Source organism: Rhizobium mongolense USDA 1844 (genome assembly GCF_000419765.1).
Taxonomy (GTDB): Bacteria; Pseudomonadota; Alphaproteobacteria; order Rhizobiales; family Rhizobiaceae; genus Rhizobium; species Rhizobium mongolense.
Map to the genome: position 1 here is coordinate 139790 of NZ_ATTQ01000006.1, position 16034 is coordinate 155823.

A 16034-nucleotide genomic window follows, 5' to 3' on the forward strand; every position below is an offset into this window, starting at 1 on the left:
GATCATCAGAAGCGGATTTCAAGCGTGCCTTTGAACACGCGGCCCCAGCCGTTGAACCCTGAGGCGACCTCAAAATCCTCATCAAGCAGATTGTAAGCTGCGGCTTCGAGTGCGAACCGTTTATCAAGTGGCTCCCAGACAAGATTTGCATCGAGCGTCCAGTAATCGTCGAGGATCTCATCGGATTGATCACTGTGCCGTTCACCGACATAGTTGGCCGCAAGCGTAGCTTTCACATTGGCTTCGTTCACCCACGTGAGGGCGATTTGTCCGGAATGCTTTGGAAGGAACGGCAATTCTTGGCCATAACCGTCGCTTGACGGGTCGTTATCTTCGGAATCGCTGAGGGCGTATGTCGCGGCCAAGCCAAACCCATATCCCAAAGCAATGTTTGCTGTAAACGAAGCGCGATCCGCGCGCGCTTTGCGGGTGTCGAAGCTCTCCAGCGCAATGATGTTGTCGATTGAGAGTTCGCGAAGTTCCTGATGCTGGACGTCAACAGCCGTAAACAACCAGTCATTCCATTCAGCATCCCACCGAACAGTGAACGTGTCCGCATAGCCTGAAAGATCGATGCCGAATGTGTTAGGCTGCAGGCCAACGATGCCGACCGGGGCAAGGGTTGGCGTGGTGCCATTCGTTCCTTGTCGCAAATAACCGGCTCGCAGCCAATGGCCTTCCGCCGGCGACCACGCGACTCCTATACGGGGCTCGAGACGTTGAATGTCTACCTCGTCGCCTTGGTAAAAGGTACCGAAGAGCCCGTACTCCGCCTTCAAATCGGGCGTTATCTCATGAAGGAGATCGATGTACACCTTGCCATAGCGTGTACCGGTATGTTCCTCGATCTCACCGAGAGGAATCCCAACCAATGAAACGCCCGTGGTCGTTTCTGTGTCGATCCATCCTCCTTCGACACCATAGCGCCAGGTCAGGTCATCCACTCCGTAGGTGTGATTTATCGCGCCAATGTAATTTTCCTGCTTAGTGTGTATCAGGCTTGAGAACAGACCGGGAATTAGTGGCGGAACGAGAATGTTTTGATCCATCGAAGAATCAATCGATGAATAGAAGAAAGCTGAATTCAATACGTTTCGATATCCGAACGTGTGGCTCAAGCCGACTCCGGCAATGGTAAATTTGTTATCAAGCCCATAGTAGAGGCCCGGCACCAGCGGCAGAAATGCTCTGGATGGAATGTCGAGATCGTATTTCGAATCTGAATGATTGACGAAAGCGACGAAACGATCGTCCGGAGTCATCGAGGCCGTCACGTAGCCATTGCCGGCGACCAGCTTGGTGTCGGTGTTTAAATCAAGTGTGCCACTATTGTATTCGCGGGTCGTGTCCGAAGTCTTTTCCCATTGAAAATTTGCGAAAAAGCTGATGGGCCGGGGTTCGTTGGAAAAGCCCTGAATTTCAGCCTCACCCAACGATCCCGCATTTTCTTGCGTCAGCGTTGCTCCGGCGCCAATCGAGCCTTCCAGGAAGGGCATGCGCGCGAGGTTTGCCGACCGCGAACGACCTGAAAGCATATGGGGATCAAACAATAATCCTTGAATAAAGGACGAATAGGATGACGCGTTTGCGGTGTTGGTGACCACGTTCCCGCCATAAAGGAATGAATTGGCGAGCGGGTTCACGCTTCCACGAAATGTCTGGTCGAAATAGCTACTGCCCGAAAACGGATCGAAGACCGCATCCCCGTAATATTGGCCCCAGGCGTCCAAACCTTGGAGGCGGAAAGCTGCATTGAGCGTCGAGCCGCCGTTTTGATTGGCTCCAAGCGAGGCGTAATATCCGCCCCGCGCGCGCGATCGCTTGAGGTATTCACGGGCACTCTTCATCGCGCCATCAGAGTCATAGTCGTCAATTGCGACGGCTGCGCGGAATGCCGCGACAGAAGGATCGTTCTTGTCGAGCCGGTCGGCATTGTCGAGCGACTGGCTGGAGGCTTCGCGGTTGCCATTCTCGTAGTGGCCGGCGGCGAGCATCAGCTGGGCCTGCGAATAGCCCGGGTTGGCAGTTGAAGAGGCGAGCAGGTCATCGACCGCCTTCTCCCTCTCGCCCATCTGCAGATAGTAGCGGCCGCGTGCCAAAATGGCGATGTTGAAGGCCGGGTCGGCGGCGAGCGCCAAATCGATCTCGCGCTTGGCCTCTCTCATGCGCGACTGGTCGAGATAGAGGATCGCGAGATTTGCATGGCCAACAGGATCGTCTGGATCGAGCTCGATGGACTTCTTGAGTGCTGCTTCCGCTTCACGCGTCGCACCCCGGGCATCTTGGAGCAGGCCGAGGTCGTTCCAGGCCGTGGACGAGCCGGGCGCGACCTTGATCGCATTGTTCAGGTCCTCCAGCGCGCCATCGAGATTGCCTTCATAGTCGGCGCGCATGCGCGCGCGGGCCTGCAGCGCATTGGGGTCGGCGGGGTCGATCGAGAGCGATCGATCGATCGCCTCCTTCATCTGGATGCGGTCGTTGATCAGCATCGCGAGCTGCGCGCGTAAGGCGGGCAGGGTGGAATCGTCCGGATATCGCGCTTCCGCCTGCTTCATCGTCGCTATCGCGGCCGGGATATCCTCAAGGAACCCTGCCGTATAGGCCTTTATCGCGGCCGCATAGGGTCCCGTGACGTTTGCCGGCGGCTTTTCGGCATGACTCGGATCGCGCAGCGAACGCGAATAATAGCTGCCATAGGCCGCGATGCTCCTGCGCTGCGGATCGAGCGCCCGTTCGGCCCGCGAGAACAATTTTGCTGCCTCGTCGTATCGCTTCTCGGCGCCGGCAATCAGGGCGTCGATCAGGTCGGCACGGGCGCGCTGGGCGGCAGAAAGCTTGAGCGTGCGCGCATTCGCAAGCGATTCCAGCGCCTTCTGCCGGCCGTCGAGCGACAGTTGCACCTCGGCTAGCGTCAGCCAGTCCTCCGCACTTCTTGCCTCAGGTGCCCTGCCTTCGATGCGGCTGCGTTCGTTGCGCATCTTCTGCACCGGAAGCGGCGAGGCCGGCATGAAGGTGAAGCCGCCGCGCAGCGTCAGGTAGAACAGCATCTGCTCGCGGTCGTCCGGCGTAACGATGACGAGCTTGCGCGGCGCCTGGCCGATGGTGGCGACGGCCGCTTCGCCCTGCTCAACCTCGACACTGCCGTGCTCGTTCTTCAGCTCCACGCGGCCTTCCAGCACGATCAGCGAGGTCTGGTCGCCCTTGACCGTCAACGTCCAGTCGGTGCCGCGGATGGCGGCTGCCGCGGCCGGTGTCTGAACGGTCAGGCCCGAGCCGCCGCGCTGGGCGCGGGCCCACATCGTGCCGGATTGGAGGTTGAGGATCGTATCGCCCGCCGGCGCCATCTGCTTGACCTGCAGCGACGAATTCCTGCCGAGGCGTACCTGCGTGCGGTCCGCGAATAGGACCGCGAGCTGGCCGGTGGCATTGGTACGCAGCACGTCGCCGCCCAGCAGTTCCTGGTGCAGGTCGACATTCTGCCAGTTCGACAAGTCGACGAAGCGGACTTCCTCGCCCACCTTGCGGTCGACGACGGAGCCTGCGGCCGGTGCCGCGCGCTGCACGGGTTCAGCGGCTGCCGGCCGCGCAAGACAGCACGCCGCCACGCTCAACGCCGTAACGGCGGACATGGAACTGATGAATTTACCCCTCATGTCTAAAGCGTTTGTCTATATGAAGTTGAAAAGTCAAGATGCGCTGCATCCGCGCTCTTGCTTTGGCTGTGAAGTGTAATATCACGGAAACACTTTTGAGCTGGAGTTGAGAACGTGACGGATTTTGAAAGTGCGGCTGAGCTTATGAGGAGTGGGCCTTCGACGGAGGATATCGGTGCGGAGTATTTTGACCACATAAAGAAAATCAACGATATCTTTTACGACCAGATTAAGATTTCAGACCAGAAAGCTGCGTATATCTTTACTTTTATGCTCGCATTTTTGGTGAGTTCGAGCGATGTACGCAGCGTATTTACCTTGGAGCGCTATGTGAACGGTTATCAGCAAAGCATGTTTTTCTCCGGATTGCTTGCTGCGGCCTCGGTCTTTTCAATCATATCGGCCATCCTCGTAGTGCTGCCGCGCCACGTGAACAAGTCGACCTCCCTGTTCTGGGGCTCCTGGGGGAAGCACCGCCATCGGTTCTGGGATGCGGCGCAGCGCCGTGACGAGGTCTATCTTTTCAACGAGTACCTGAACAATGCCGATATTCTCTCGGCCATCGCGCGTGGAAAATACCGCTGCGTGACCCTTGCCTTCCGCGGGCTGATGGTGACCGTCATAGCCTATGTGCTCCTGCTCATCGCGGCTTAAGCGATGCAGCTGCGGCGCAAGCTGGCCTTGACCTATAGCCCTCGTCCCGCGTGAGCTAAGGTCACCATGCTCCGGTTCGGAGCAGCGGGACGAGATCGAGCTTATCATGACGCAAGGTGGCGGACCGGACTGCTGTCGAGACCTACAATTCGACACGCATCGCGAAGAATTGCTTAAACGCAGGATGCCGGGGGCGGAGATGGCAGCACTCGGTTCAGTCGTGAGCCGATCGCTGCTTATCAAGCACGCTTTAGGGGCGCTCGACGCCCTTTGCCGCCAAGATGTCATCCACGGCTGTCGACATCAGAAATTCCGACAGCTGCGTGGCAGCTTCTGCGTCCGTTGCATTGGCGCTGATCCCAATGGCGAAGTCAACGTAACTTTGGAGTTCTGCCGGAAACCGCCCGACAAGAATGACCTCGGGAGCGGCTGCAAGAATCGAAGTCACGGGAACGACCCCCAACTCGGCTTCCCCACGGCCTACAGCCGGCGCTGTCTGCCCTCCTGGTACGGCCACCAGCTTGGGCTTCACCTCATCCGCTATTCCCAAGCGTTCCAGCAAACCGGAGAAGTAGCCACCGCTGGTTCCTTCACTGGCGTAGGCGATTGATCTGGCGCTCTTCAGCGCATGTTCGAATGCTCCCACGGATCCAATGTTGAGTGGGCGACTGCCTGCCTTGGCCGCCACCCCCATTGCTATCCGGCCGAACGCTACCTGGCTGCCCGCCTTGACTTTTCCCAAGACCGTCAGATCCTGAAGCAGGTTCGGATTGATGATGACGAGGTCAAAAGCTTCCCCGGCTTCAATCTGCTTCTTTACTGTCGGATTGAGCTCCCACTTGACCGCAACTGTGCTTCCTGTGGCCGTTTCGAACTGGGATATGAGAGCAAGGACGGCGGGTCGGACCGCAATAGCGCCAAAAAGCCGGATTTCCTGATTCATGGCCTAACCTGAAATCGGTCGAAACGACCTTCCTTACAATACGTATCCAGTCTGCATTCCACGGCTGCTTGGTCAATCAATTCAGCGTCCATCCTGTCGGCCTCCGAAACAAACCGACACCCAATGAATCCATACCAGAGTCATGTTGAAAATGCTCTTCTCAAGCACGCTCTAAGAGAGGGCAAAGGCGAGCCCAAGCCACCATATTGGTGGGGCATTTGATCGAACCTTGACCGGGCGACGACCGAGCATTCAGTACCGAACGCAGTTCCAGATGATCTCTCGAACTTATATCCAATATCGATTGGATGAATGCAAAGCCAAATGTGACGATGGAGATCCAACGGAGATCTCTCACTTTGCGACGATTAGCTTTTCTCACCACCCCGGCTTTCCCGCTCCTCGCGTCTCTCGCCTTGGCGCAAACACCACCGCAAGACCGCCTTTTTGTTTTGTCTGATACCGACATAGTGCCCACGGTCTACGAGACGGGACACCTCGGCCCGGTCGATCCTTACCACACGGATACGCTTGGGATTATCGCATCGCCGTCTGGCTCGGCGACTCCTGGCCTGACGCGAGTTTCCATTCAACGGTCCGCCAGGAGCCCTCGACGTCTCCGCTGACGGACGATTTGTCTTTGTGGCGGAGACCTTCGAGAAACGCCCTGAAGGCGCGACCCGTCTTGACCAGCTTCCTCACGGCAACACCGTGCGTTTGCTGCGGGTCGAAGGTGTGCAGGCTACCGAGATCGATAGCGTGAGCATCGGCAAGCAGCCTCAAGCGATCCATCTCAACCCGGCCGGCGATCTCATCGTCGCGATCACGGTCGATGCCGAGAAGGAATTGGCATTCGTACCGGTGAGGGACGGGCAGTTCGGCGAAGTTGCCAGGATCGGTCTCGGTCTGGAGCCATCGACCGGCTTCATTCCACTGAAATCGACTTGGCTGCAGTGGCATCCGAGCGGACGCTACGTTGCTGTGAACCTTGTTGACCGGGGGCAGGTCGCCTTCTACGAGATCGTCCGTGCCGCCAATGGTTCCGTGGCCGCGGTCAGACCGTGGGGAAATCTCGTTCAGACGAACAAATTTCCCTTCGTTGACGTCCAGTGGGGCATCGATACAGCCGGCTTCTATGGTGTTCAGGAAGGCGTTCTGACGACCATTCGCCTGGCCGATGTAGGCGCCGCGGGCGATGACGCACGCCATACGGTGCCGCAAATCGCGCTGGGAGGGTGGGGTGGCGAGACGATCGCTTTTTCTCCGGACGGACGTTTCCTCGCCAGTTCGAATCTTCGCGGCACCGGCAAGCCAGACGGGTCCTCCGACTGGACCGAGGCAGCCTCGATAAGTCTATACGAACGGGACGCAGAGACGGGCCGGCTGACCAAGCGAGGCGAGTGGCCGATTGCTGGTGTACTACCGCAAGGTCTCGCTTTTGACAGGACCGGACGCGTGTTGTTCATTGGCGTGAATCGCTATCGAAACGAGGACACACAACTCGGCGGCGCTGTTGAAATTTGGCGGGTTCAAACCGAAGGCGCCCCGACTCTCGCTGATTCAGGAGAAAGGATCGGCCTCCCGGCAGGCGTTCATACCGTGGTTACAAGATAACTCGCCAATACACGCGGCCTGGTAACAGCCCGGATCGGCTGTTCGCGAGGAGATGTTCTGTTCTTGAGCTTCCTGGTTTGCTGCCGGCCGTTAGTCGACGGTCTGGGCTTCGCTGTGCACGAGGGCGCCGCCTCGCTTAATCCGAATCTGTGCGGTATAAGCCCTCGTCCCATTTTTGCGCGTTCGCTCTGATATCGTAGCCATTCAGTGCTACAAAACCTTCTGCAAGTGCTACGCAGTAGGATCGGCATCTCAAAAAACGGGCGCAAAAGGCAGAAAACGAGATCGAACGAGACATGACGGAACTCACCAGAAGGCCCGCAACACAAGGAAAATCCCACTATTCCAATGGGCTCGTGCTCGCGGTTGCACCCATGATCGACTGGACCGATCGCCATTGCCGGTACTTCCACCGGCAGATCAGCCGGAATGCTTTGCTCTATACCGAAATGGTCGTGGCGGACGCGATCATTCACGGGCCGCGGGAGAGGCTGCTGTCGTTTGATTGCGACGAGCATCCGGTGGCGCTGCAGCTCGGCGGATCGGATCCGGTGAAACTTGCCGAGGCGCTGCGGATCGCCGGGCCCTACGGCTACGACGAGATCAACCTCAATGTCGGCTGTCCTTCGGACCGGGTGCAGTCGGGAACCTTCGGGGCCTGCCTGATGCTGACGCCGGAGGTGGTGGCGGATTGCGTTAAGGCCATGAAGGCAGTCTCCAAAGTACCGGTCACGGTAAAGTGCCGGATCGGCGTGGACGAGCAGGAGCCGGTAGAGGCGCTGCCGGAACTGCTGGCGCGGGTGCTGGACGTAGGCGCCGATGCCGTGTGGATTCATGCGCGCAAGGCCTGGCTCAAGGGGCTGAGCCCGAAGGAGAATCGCGAGATCCCGCCGCTCGACTACGGCATCGTCTACCGCATGAAGGAGCGGTGGCCGGAGGTCTTTATCGGTATCAACGGCGGCATCCAGACGCTGGACGAGGCAGCGGCGCATCTGGAGCATGTCGACGGAGTGATGCTGGGGCGGGCGGCCTATCAGAATGCGGGGATCCTGGCGGATCTCGATCACCGCTTCTACGGCGCGCCGGCGGCGGAGCCGGACTGGGACGGGCTGCGCGACCGCATGATGGCCTATGCCGCGCGGCATATCGAAAGCGGCGGGCGGCTGCAGCATGTGGCGCGGCATATGGTCGGGCTCTTCGCCGGGCTGCCGGGCGCGAGGCGCTACCGGCAGATTCTGTCGAGCGATGCGGCAAAGGCAGGCGCCGGGCCGGAGGTGATCGCAGCGGCCTTTGCGGCGGTGGATTTTTCCGGTGCCAAGGAGGCGCTGAGCGCCTGACGCCCCAAAGCAAAAACGGCGCCCGGGAGGCGCCGTTCTCATTCCTGCCGTGGCAGAAATTAAAATCAGTTGGCCGAGATGTTGACGGCCTTCGGGCCCTTGCCCATGCGGTCCGGCTCGGTGTCGAAGGTGACCTGCTGGCCTTCGCGCAGCGACTGGATGCCGGATGCCTGGAGAGCGGAGATGTGGACGAATACGTCCTTTGCACCGCCGTCAGGAGTGATGAAACCAAAACCCTTGTCCTGGTTGAAGAATTTTACGACGCCTTTGGTGGCCATGTGGGATAGTCCTTTTCCCTTAGTCTGTCTGGTATCCGCGCCCCCGAGAGGAAGCGGACGGCTTTAGCTTTCGTCCCGTTAGACCGGAACGAAGGGTCAGTCGGAGAAGTCACGTACGGGGAAAGAACGTCTACGCAGGCGGGGGTTACCCGCGCCGCCTTCCGCAACGGAAGGCTTTACCACATCTGTCCAGTCACCGGCATGCTAATGCCCGAGTGCTGCAATTGGTGACAGCATTTCGGCAAAAAAGCAAGCGGCAATATTGTGGCATGCGCTGATACGAGCCCGGAAACGCCAAAGATTCAAACACTTGACGAAATGTTACCTTTCACAGTGCTGCCTGTGTCATTTGCGGATTCCGTACCGAAACGGGACCGCGCCACCCGTCCTCTACAGCGATCTCGACCGCGGCCTTGCGCCCTTCGGTTCCTTCCCCGCCGCCATTTGCCCAGCGCCTCATTCCTGTGTTTTTCACGGGGAATCCAACCACGCTACGTTGGCGCCGTGTCGGTGCCGTGCATGCTCTCTTACAGTGTTGAATAGCCTCCCGCGCCATGGACATGGCGCTGCTGGATCCCTGTGACAAGCATAGAGATGGGGGATGGCCGCCGAAGTCGGTTCATCGAAGCGCTCGCGCCCAAGCGAATTCACATGCCGCTCCACAATTTCGTCCCGACTGGAACCGAATATGGCGGGCGCGGGTGCTTCGGGCTTGATGCCGGAGGGCCGAGGGGTTAGGTCACGGGGAGTGGGGACAGGTGAATGCTAAAGGACAGGTGGGCGGTTTGATCGATCCCTATATTTTGCTCGGACTTGACCGCGACGCCGGCGAGCAGGCGATCCGCAGCGCCTGGCGCAAGGCCGCCAAGACCGCGCATCCCGACTCGGGCGGCGATGCGGAGCATTTCGGCCGGCTGCAAACCGCCTACGAACTCTTGAAGGATCCGGTGCGCCGCCGCGTCTACGACGACACCGGCTACGATCCGCAGCTTGCAGACCCCAAGGATCTCGAAGGCGTGCTGATGCTGGAAAAGCTCGTCAACGACGTCATCCTCGACGAGCGCGAGCCCGGCAGCTTCGACGCGGTGGCGGCCATGCGCAGAAAACTCTCCGACGACATCGTCAAGAACCGCTTCCACATCCTGGAGCTGGAGCGCCACCGCAACCGCGTGCGCCAGCACATTGACCGCCTCGGCCGTCGCCCGGAAACCGACGTGCTCGGCTCCATGCTGCGTGCCCGCAGCCAGTCGATCACCGACGCCATCCGCAAGGCGGAAGGCCAGATCGAGGCGATCGAGCATGCCTATCAGATGCTCGAGGGGTATTCCTATGAGGTGGAAATGGTGGCGATGGTGACCGTGACGGAGCGGCGGGGGGAGGCTGCGGAGTAAAGGGCGCTCCACGGCTCTCGGTCATCCCCGGGCGTGACCTGAGGATTCCATGCTAACGTCGAATTCTGGATATCGATCCTCGCAGGCGCATCGCAGGCATGAGGATACGCATCATATTGTGCGCATTATGGGCCGTCGGTCCGACGCGGCGTTCGCATGTCGTGATCGACAACGTGATTTCCGACCAGGTGCTGCACATTGATCAGCGGTTTGACCGGAGGCGGGACAACGGCAGGGGAATATCCATCATCCGCTTTGTGGCCGGTATCGACCGACGCCCGCAGTAAGATAGGAACAAGCCTCGGACGCACAATCGGGAATGCGGTAGCCAATCCGCGCATCAGAGCTTGATCATCGACGTCCTTGAGTTCCGCCTCCACCCATGCGCGATCATCATGACAGGCGGCCCGTTCGCGAGAACGGTAGCATCCTCGTGCCCCAAAAGCATTGACAACGGACATCAGAGCGGTGTGCCGCTCGCACCTTGTCAGTAAATCTCAGATTCGATGGCGAGGTAGCGCAGCCTTGAAGGGCACGAAACTATGCACGATCTGCAGAATGAAGTCATTCAGGCGCGAGTCTTTGGTGGATACTTGGAGCCCCTTGACGTCGCTCAGCGGGGAGGTCGCTGAGGGAGCGAGACATGAATACTGGGGGGTGGCGGCGCATAGCGTTGGCTGCCGATCTGTCGACTCCGACCCTAACCCCGGCCCTGACGGCGAGCTTCTCGACTATGCCAAAGGCGGTCACGAATGCCCCAGGATGTGTCCGACAAGACGAGGTGCTTCCTCGGCGATCGCCAATATGATGCCTGACTTGCGTGTGGAAGCGAAATCCAGTCCGGCGAAGTAGAGGCCCGGCAGGACGCCAACGCCATCCGTGTGAACGGGCTGTCCGGCAGCGTCGAGCGCATCAGAAAGTCTCACATAGCTGAAATCGCCCTTGAAACCTGTGCACCACACTACGCTCGTGATGCCGGACGGCCTTGAACCGCCCGCCGGTAAAAGCGACGTCGGCGCCGAGGATCACACTCGAGTAAATTGATCGAAAAGGGCAGTCCCCATATCGAGAGAGCCCCCATTAACTTATCGGCCTCGGCCTCGAAGGAGATAAGCGCTTGGTATGCGGCTTTTTGTAAGTTTTCGGGCATTGCGACAATCTCGGTTCCGGCACTGGTGGCATTCGGCAGTTGCCGTGATCTATGGCGTCGCCCGACCCTATTGGCAACCATGACAGGGGAACAATTGGACGTTGGCGCGGTGAAGTCATAGTTGCGTGACACAGGTGTGATCAGCAGGCGGGTAGGTGTTGGCGATTAGGAGGTGTTGGGGAGCAGCGGCGCATAGGCGGTTGTCGATCGAAAACGGTTCGAAGGCGGACTCCATATAGATGCCGGCCTCAAGTTCGGCTCGGTTTATACTAGCCTCGCCGCCCTCCCGCTTCGTCGAGTCGCATTGTTGTAATAGCTCGATGCCTGCTGCACTGACCGGTGGCGTGACTGCTCCATGGCCTCCGGGAGGGGGATTCCCCGGTTGGCGGCTTCGGTGAGATATCCGGATCTCAATCCGTGCGCCGAAAACTCCCCAGCCTCCAAACCAGCCATCTCCGCTCGCTGCTTGAGGATCGCATTGACCGACTGCGGATCGATCGCCCGCCGCGACACATTCCCCCATCGCCCGATCGCCCGAAACACGCTGCCGCTGTCGATTTTGGCCGCCGCCATCCAGGCATTGAGCGCCTCCGCCGGCCGGCCAGTCAGATAGACGACGTCGTCCTGTTCGCCGGAGGTGGTCTTGGTGCGACCGAGATGGATGGCGAGAGAGGGGAGGGGGGCGCCATTCTCGACCGGGATCGGCGGCTCGACGGTCAGTTGCTCGCGTCGCAGTCCGGCGATCTCGCTGCGCCGGCGGCCGCCGGAGGCAAAGGCGACCATCAGGATCGCCCGGTCACGCAGATCGCGGAGACTGTCGGTCGCGCAGGTCGCCAGCAGCTTTGCCAGGACATCGCCGGTGACCGCCTTGGCGCTCTTGCGAAGACGTTGTCTTGGCGTGGCTCGGATCGCCAGCCGAATGGCGGATTTGAGGGCAGGGGAGGCGAAGGCGCCGTCAAAACCGCGCCACTTGGTGAGCGTCGACCAGTTCGCCAGCCGCCGGCGGACAGTCGATGGCGCGTGTGGACCGACGGATTTGAGAAACCCTTGGCTCCTGAGGCTTTCGTCGACGTCGGCTGGCATCCCGTGATCCGGATCGGTCTCGCGGCGCTGCGGGTCCCAGAGGTGATGGGCGACGAATTTCAACAGCAGCGCTTCGGGCGCCGGCCATGGCAGCGATTTTTTGGTGGCAGCCATGCCCCAGGCTTCCAGATAGGCGAGATCCGAGGTCAGCGCCCGCAGGGTGTTGTCGCCCATGCCCTGGTTGACGAGATGGCGCAGCGTCTCGACATCCTGGTCGGTGAGCAACTCGGCGAGTTCGTCGCGGCGCTCCATCGGCAGCACCGCGGCGATGGTATCGAGCTCTTCGGCGCGGCGCTCGACGGCGGTCAGTGATTTTTTGGCCTTGGCCACGGGCGCTCCAGAAGGACGGTTTCAGCGGCCGCTCGGACCGTGATTTGCCCCGATTCTTGCTGATTTGCGGCTCCAGATCAACAACCATCGATAAGCTATACTTATCGATGGTTAGATGTGCGGCCTGACATAGTCAGCAGCAGCGGAAGCAAGTGCCGACTTCCTTTCTGGTGAATGGCGTGTTTACAATAGGTTCAATACGTTACGAGCTGCCGGTGACGGTATTCTCGATCACAGCTTAGCCCGCTTTGGTCGTACCATAAGCCCTCAACGAGCATGGACCCGTTTGGCCACTGACAAGCGTGGCACGTTGCGTCGAAGGCTCCGGCGCTGTATTTCGTCGATCTAACGACGAGCTGCTCAAGATTGTAGCAAAGTTAATATCGGTACACTTGGGACAAACTGGGCGTACTGGACGATTGCCCCCGCGTCGCGGCTCTCGCTTCTATTCTTGTCCGGTTGCATATCACCGTAATTGACAGAGACGCATAAATTTCACCAATACCATTTTGAGACAACTGGGAGAGGACATGTACTCACGAGGATCTGAATGGCGCCAATGGGATTTGCATATCCACTCGCCGGCGTCGTTCCACTGGGAAGGGGAGCGCTTTGGTCCTGACGCCGTGCGAAACGCTCAGCTCGTCGACGACATGGTCGACGCCTTGAACGAGGCAGCGCCTGCCGCTTTTTGCCTTATGGATTACTGGACTTTCGATGGCTGGTTTGCCTTAAAGAAACGGCGAAGTGAGCAGGCAGCTACAGAACTCGTGAAGACCGTGTTTCCCGGGATCGAGCTCAGATTGGCCGCGCCAATGGAAAGTCGGCTCAATGCCCATGTTCTGTTTTCCGATGAGATCAGCGATCAGCATCTCAGAGATTTTTTGTCCCGCCTCAAACTTGAACTGATCCATCAGCCTCTGTCCCGCGATGCGTTGATTGACTACGCCCGCTATGTGGGAGCGGATAAACTGGAAAAACACGGCTTCACCAAAGCCGCGGTCACGTCTAATGAGGCGGTGGCTTATCAGGCAGGCTGCAACATTGCCGAGATCACCGTCGAATCCTACAAGGATGCAATCCGTCTCGTCCCCAGCGGGCGTGCCGTTGGCTTCATGCCCTTCTCGACCAACGATGGCCTCGATTCGATCAAATGGTCCGAACATTACGCCTACGCGCTGGGACTGTTCGAATCCTCGCCGATATTCGAGACGAGAAGCCCCGACCTTTGGGCAGCCTTTTGTGGCACCGAAACGGAGCGCAACAGAAAGTGGCTTGCCAGTTTCCAAGCTGCGCTGAGAGGGGTCCCGCGCCTGGCGGTTTCCGGAAGCGATGCTCACTGCTTCCGTGGGGATGGCACCAACGACCGACGCGGTTATGGCGATTTCCCGTCCGGTAAACGCACTTGGATTAAGGCGGATCCGACATGGAAGGGCTTGCTTCAGGCTTTGAAGGAGCCCGCGAAGCGGTCGTTTCTCGGCGAGCGTCCCACCAAGCTCGACCGCATCAATCAGAACAAGACATTCTATATCGACAGGATCCGTGTCAACAAGACCGACGGCAGCACCCTGCAAGATGGATGGCTTCACGGAACGGAGATCCCGGTAAACCCGGATCTCGTTGCGATCATCGGCAACAAGGGAAGCGGAAAAAGCGCTCTGGCTGATATCGTGGCTCTGCTCGGCAATTCCCAGCAAAGCGCCCATTTCTCCTTTCTGAAGCGAGACCGCTTCCGTGGGAAGTCCGGCGAACCAGCTCGCCAATTCAAAGGCGAGCTGTTGTGGCTGGCAGGGGATCCATGTGTGATGGGGCTGGCCGACGATCCTTCAGCTGACCGCGTGGAGTTGGTGCGATACATTCCTCAGGGCCGCTTCGAGGCTCTCTGCAACGATCACGTATCCGGCAAGACCGACGAGTTCGAGAAAGAACTCAGGGCGGTGATCTTCTCGCATGTGCCCACCGATATTCGCCTGGATGCTCTGGATTTCGATCAACTGATCGAAAAGCAGGAGAGCATCTTTCGGGCTCAGGTCAACGAACTCAGAAAATCACTGCGCGCACTCAACCAGCAGATCGTTGATATCGAAGATCAGCTTCATCCGAATTTTCGAAAAAATCTTGATGAAATGATCAAGCTGAAGGCGAAGCAGATCGAAGAGCATACTGCTATCAAGCCGATCGCGGTCGCACCGCCAACAGAGGAACTCAGTACCGAACAACGAGAAGCAAGCGCGCGTCTGGCGGAAATCGCCACCGCGCTTGAGGCGCTCGTGGCGGAGAACCGAACGGCCGGTGAGGATCGACAACTGATCGGCAGAAAGCAGCGCTCGCTCCGCAACATCGACGAGCGCATCAGCTTGTTTGAAAAACAGTTCGCCGCGTTCCTCGGGGAAATCGCCGAAGACATTGCGCTTGTCGGTCTGAAGGCTGAGGATCTGATAAGTTTGAGCGTGAAGCGCCCGGTTCTGAAGGAGCAGCAGACCTCGCTCGCCGGCAGTGACGCAGAGATCACCACGAGGATCGAAGGCGCGGTGACGAAACAGGCTGCACTCGTCCACGAGCAGAAGCGTCTCTCGGAGACGCTGAATGAGCCGCAACAGCGATATCAGGCCTATGTCCTTGCTATGAAGGAGTGGCAGACAGCGCTCGAGGCCATCGAAGGGTCCGACACCGAACCCGAAAGCCTCAAGGGCCTTCAACGCCGCGTCAGTCAGATCAATGCGTTGCCGGATCTCCTCGAAGAGCGAAAAGCATCAAGGCGCGGGATTACCAGCCAGATTTTTGCTGTACTCGGAGAACAGCGTGCCGCGCGTGAGGCGCTGTTTATGCCCTTGCAGCAGGTCATTCAAAGCAACGCATTGATCCGCGAGGAATATCACCTGCAGTTCCAGGCGAAGCTGCTGGGCTCCCCCGAGGCAATCGCTACAAACCTGTTCAGCGAGATTAAGCAGAGCAGGGGGGAGCTTCGGGGGGAAGACGAGAGCCACGCGCCTGTTCGCACCCGGTTCGAGAAGTATCATTTCGACCACCCCGATGATGCGGCCGCTTTCGCCGAGGATGTCGCCAAGCTGCTGGCGGAAAGCGCGGAATCGTCGAATGACATTCCCGGCATTCGTTCGCTGATGCGTAAGGACAAGGATCCGGCTGACGTTTACAGCTATATTTTCGGGCTCCAGTATCTCGAGCCGAAATACACTCTGCTCTTCCAAGACACGCAGATCGAACAACTGTCTCCGGGGCAACGCGGGGCATTGCTTCTGATCTTCTACCTGCTGGTCGACAAAGGAAGGAACCCAATTGTTCTAGACCAGCCCGAAGAGAACCTCGACAATGAGACGGTCGTGAGCCTACTCGTTCCCGTGCTAAATGATGCAAAGAAATCGCGGCAGATCATCATGGTTACCCATAACCCCAATCTCGCGGTCGTATGCGACGCCGAGCAGATCATTCATGCAACTTTCGACCGAAAGAATGGCGCGCGAATCACCTATCATTCGGGATTCGATCGAGGACGGAACCATCAATCGGGCCGTGGTCGACGTTCTGGAGGGAACGAAGATCGCCTTCGACAATCGCAGCCAGAAATATCACTGAGATTCGA

General features: G+C 58.8%; 10 protein-coding genes and 1 pseudogene. 6 read left to right on the forward strand and 5 right to left on the reverse strand.

The genetic code is table 11. The annotated features are described in order from the left end of the window. Nucleotides 1–5 precede the first annotated feature (5 nt). The gene (locus tag A3C3_RS0113085; RefSeq protein WP_028739611.1) at nucleotides 6–3653 is read right to left on the reverse strand and encodes a FecR domain-containing protein; all 3648 of its coding nucleotides are present in this window, start codon (nucleotides 3651–3653) and stop codon (nucleotides 6–8) included. 114 nt (nucleotides 3654–3767) lie between these two features. Here A3C3_RS0113085 and A3C3_RS0113090 point away from each other — a divergent pair, with 114 nt between their 5' ends. Then, entirely contained in the window at nucleotides 3768–4307 is a 540-nt protein-coding gene (locus tag A3C3_RS0113090) for a Pycsar system effector family protein (protein ID WP_028739612.1), read from the forward strand. Nucleotides 4308–4557: 250 nt separating this feature from the next. Here the strand turns inward: A3C3_RS0113090 and A3C3_RS0113095 are convergent, their stop codons facing one another. Further along, complete coding sequence (locus A3C3_RS0113095; protein ID WP_022715064.1) at nucleotides 4558–5250, reverse strand: molybdate ABC transporter substrate-binding protein; 693 nt, start codon at nucleotides 5248–5250, stop codon at nucleotides 4558–4560. Nucleotides 5251–5892: 642 nt separating this feature from the next. Between A3C3_RS0113095 and A3C3_RS0113105 the strand changes: the two genes are divergently transcribed. Beyond that, nucleotides 5893–6864 carry a beta-propeller fold lactonase family protein gene (locus A3C3_RS0113105; protein WP_084796949.1) on the forward strand — a complete coding sequence of 324 codons (972 nt, stop codon included), beginning with the start codon at nucleotides 5893–5895 and terminating at the stop codon, nucleotides 6862–6864. Nucleotides 6865–7160: 296 nt separating this feature from the next. Continuing rightward, a complete protein-coding gene (dusA, locus tag A3C3_RS0113110) occupies nucleotides 7161–8201 on the forward strand; it encodes a tRNA dihydrouridine(20/20a) synthase DusA (RefSeq protein ID WP_033419656.1) in 1041 nt (346 codons plus the stop codon). 65 nt (nucleotides 8202–8266) lie between these two features. Here dusA and A3C3_RS0113115 read toward each other — a convergent pair whose 3' ends face one another. Further along, nucleotides 8267–8479: a cold-shock protein gene (locus tag A3C3_RS0113115; RefSeq protein ID WP_018900054.1), complete on the reverse strand. Its 213-nt coding sequence runs from the start codon at nucleotides 8477–8479 to the stop codon at nucleotides 8267–8269. A 785-nt stretch (nucleotides 8480–9264) separates the two neighbouring features. Between A3C3_RS0113115 and A3C3_RS0113125 the strand changes: the two genes are divergently transcribed. Both A3C3_RS0113125 and A3C3_RS45210 read left to right on the forward strand, forming a co-directional pair. Then, complete coding sequence (locus A3C3_RS0113125; RefSeq protein WP_028739613.1) at nucleotides 9265–9870, forward strand: J domain-containing protein; 606 nt, start codon at nucleotides 9265–9267, stop codon at nucleotides 9868–9870. Nucleotides 9871–9968: 98 nt separating this feature from the next. Further along, nucleotides 9969–10157, forward strand: a complete 189-nt coding sequence (locus A3C3_RS45210; protein WP_145611818.1) for a hypothetical protein — start codon at nucleotides 9969–9971, stop codon at nucleotides 10155–10157. Between the two features lie 459 nt (nucleotides 10158–10616). Here the strand turns inward: A3C3_RS45210 and A3C3_RS0113135 are convergent, their stop codons facing one another. Together A3C3_RS0113135 and A3C3_RS0113140 are read right to left on the reverse strand one after the other, a co-directional pair. Next, the gene (locus tag A3C3_RS0113135; protein WP_183906848.1) at nucleotides 10617–10796 is read right to left on the reverse strand and encodes a hypothetical protein; all 180 of its coding nucleotides are present in this window, start codon (nucleotides 10794–10796) and stop codon (nucleotides 10617–10619) included. A gap of 488 nt (nucleotides 10797–11284) precedes the next feature. Next, entirely contained in the window at nucleotides 11285–12433 is a 1149-nt protein-coding gene (locus A3C3_RS0113140) for a site-specific integrase (RefSeq protein WP_022715072.1), read from the reverse strand. A 530-nt stretch (nucleotides 12434–12963) separates the two neighbouring features. Here A3C3_RS0113140 and A3C3_RS48170 point away from each other — a divergent pair. Further along, a pseudogene (locus tag A3C3_RS48170) lies at nucleotides 12964–16027 on the forward strand (TrlF family AAA-like ATPase). Nucleotides 16028–16034: the final 7 nt, after the last annotated feature.

Excerpts from the sequence above, each read along its gene's own strand:
- A3C3_RS0113085 (WP_028739611.1), bottom strand. The coding sequence starts at position 3,653 with ATGAGGGGTAAATTCATCAGTTCCATGTCCGCCGTTACGGCGTTGAGC.
- A3C3_RS0113115 (WP_018900054.1), bottom strand. The coding sequence starts at position 8,479 with ATGGCCACCAAAGGCGTCGTAAAATTCTTCAACCAGGACAAGGGTTTT.
- dusA (WP_033419656.1), top strand. The coding sequence starts at position 7,161 with ATGACGGAACTCACCAGAAGGCCCGCAACACAAGGAAAATCCCACTAT.
- A3C3_RS45210 (WP_145611818.1), top strand. The coding sequence starts at position 9,969 with ATGAGGATACGCATCATATTGTGCGCATTATGGGCCGTCGGTCCGACG.
- A3C3_RS0113095 (WP_022715064.1), bottom strand. The coding sequence starts at position 5,250 with ATGAATCAGGAAATCCGGCTTTTTGGCGCTATTGCGGTCCGACCCGCC.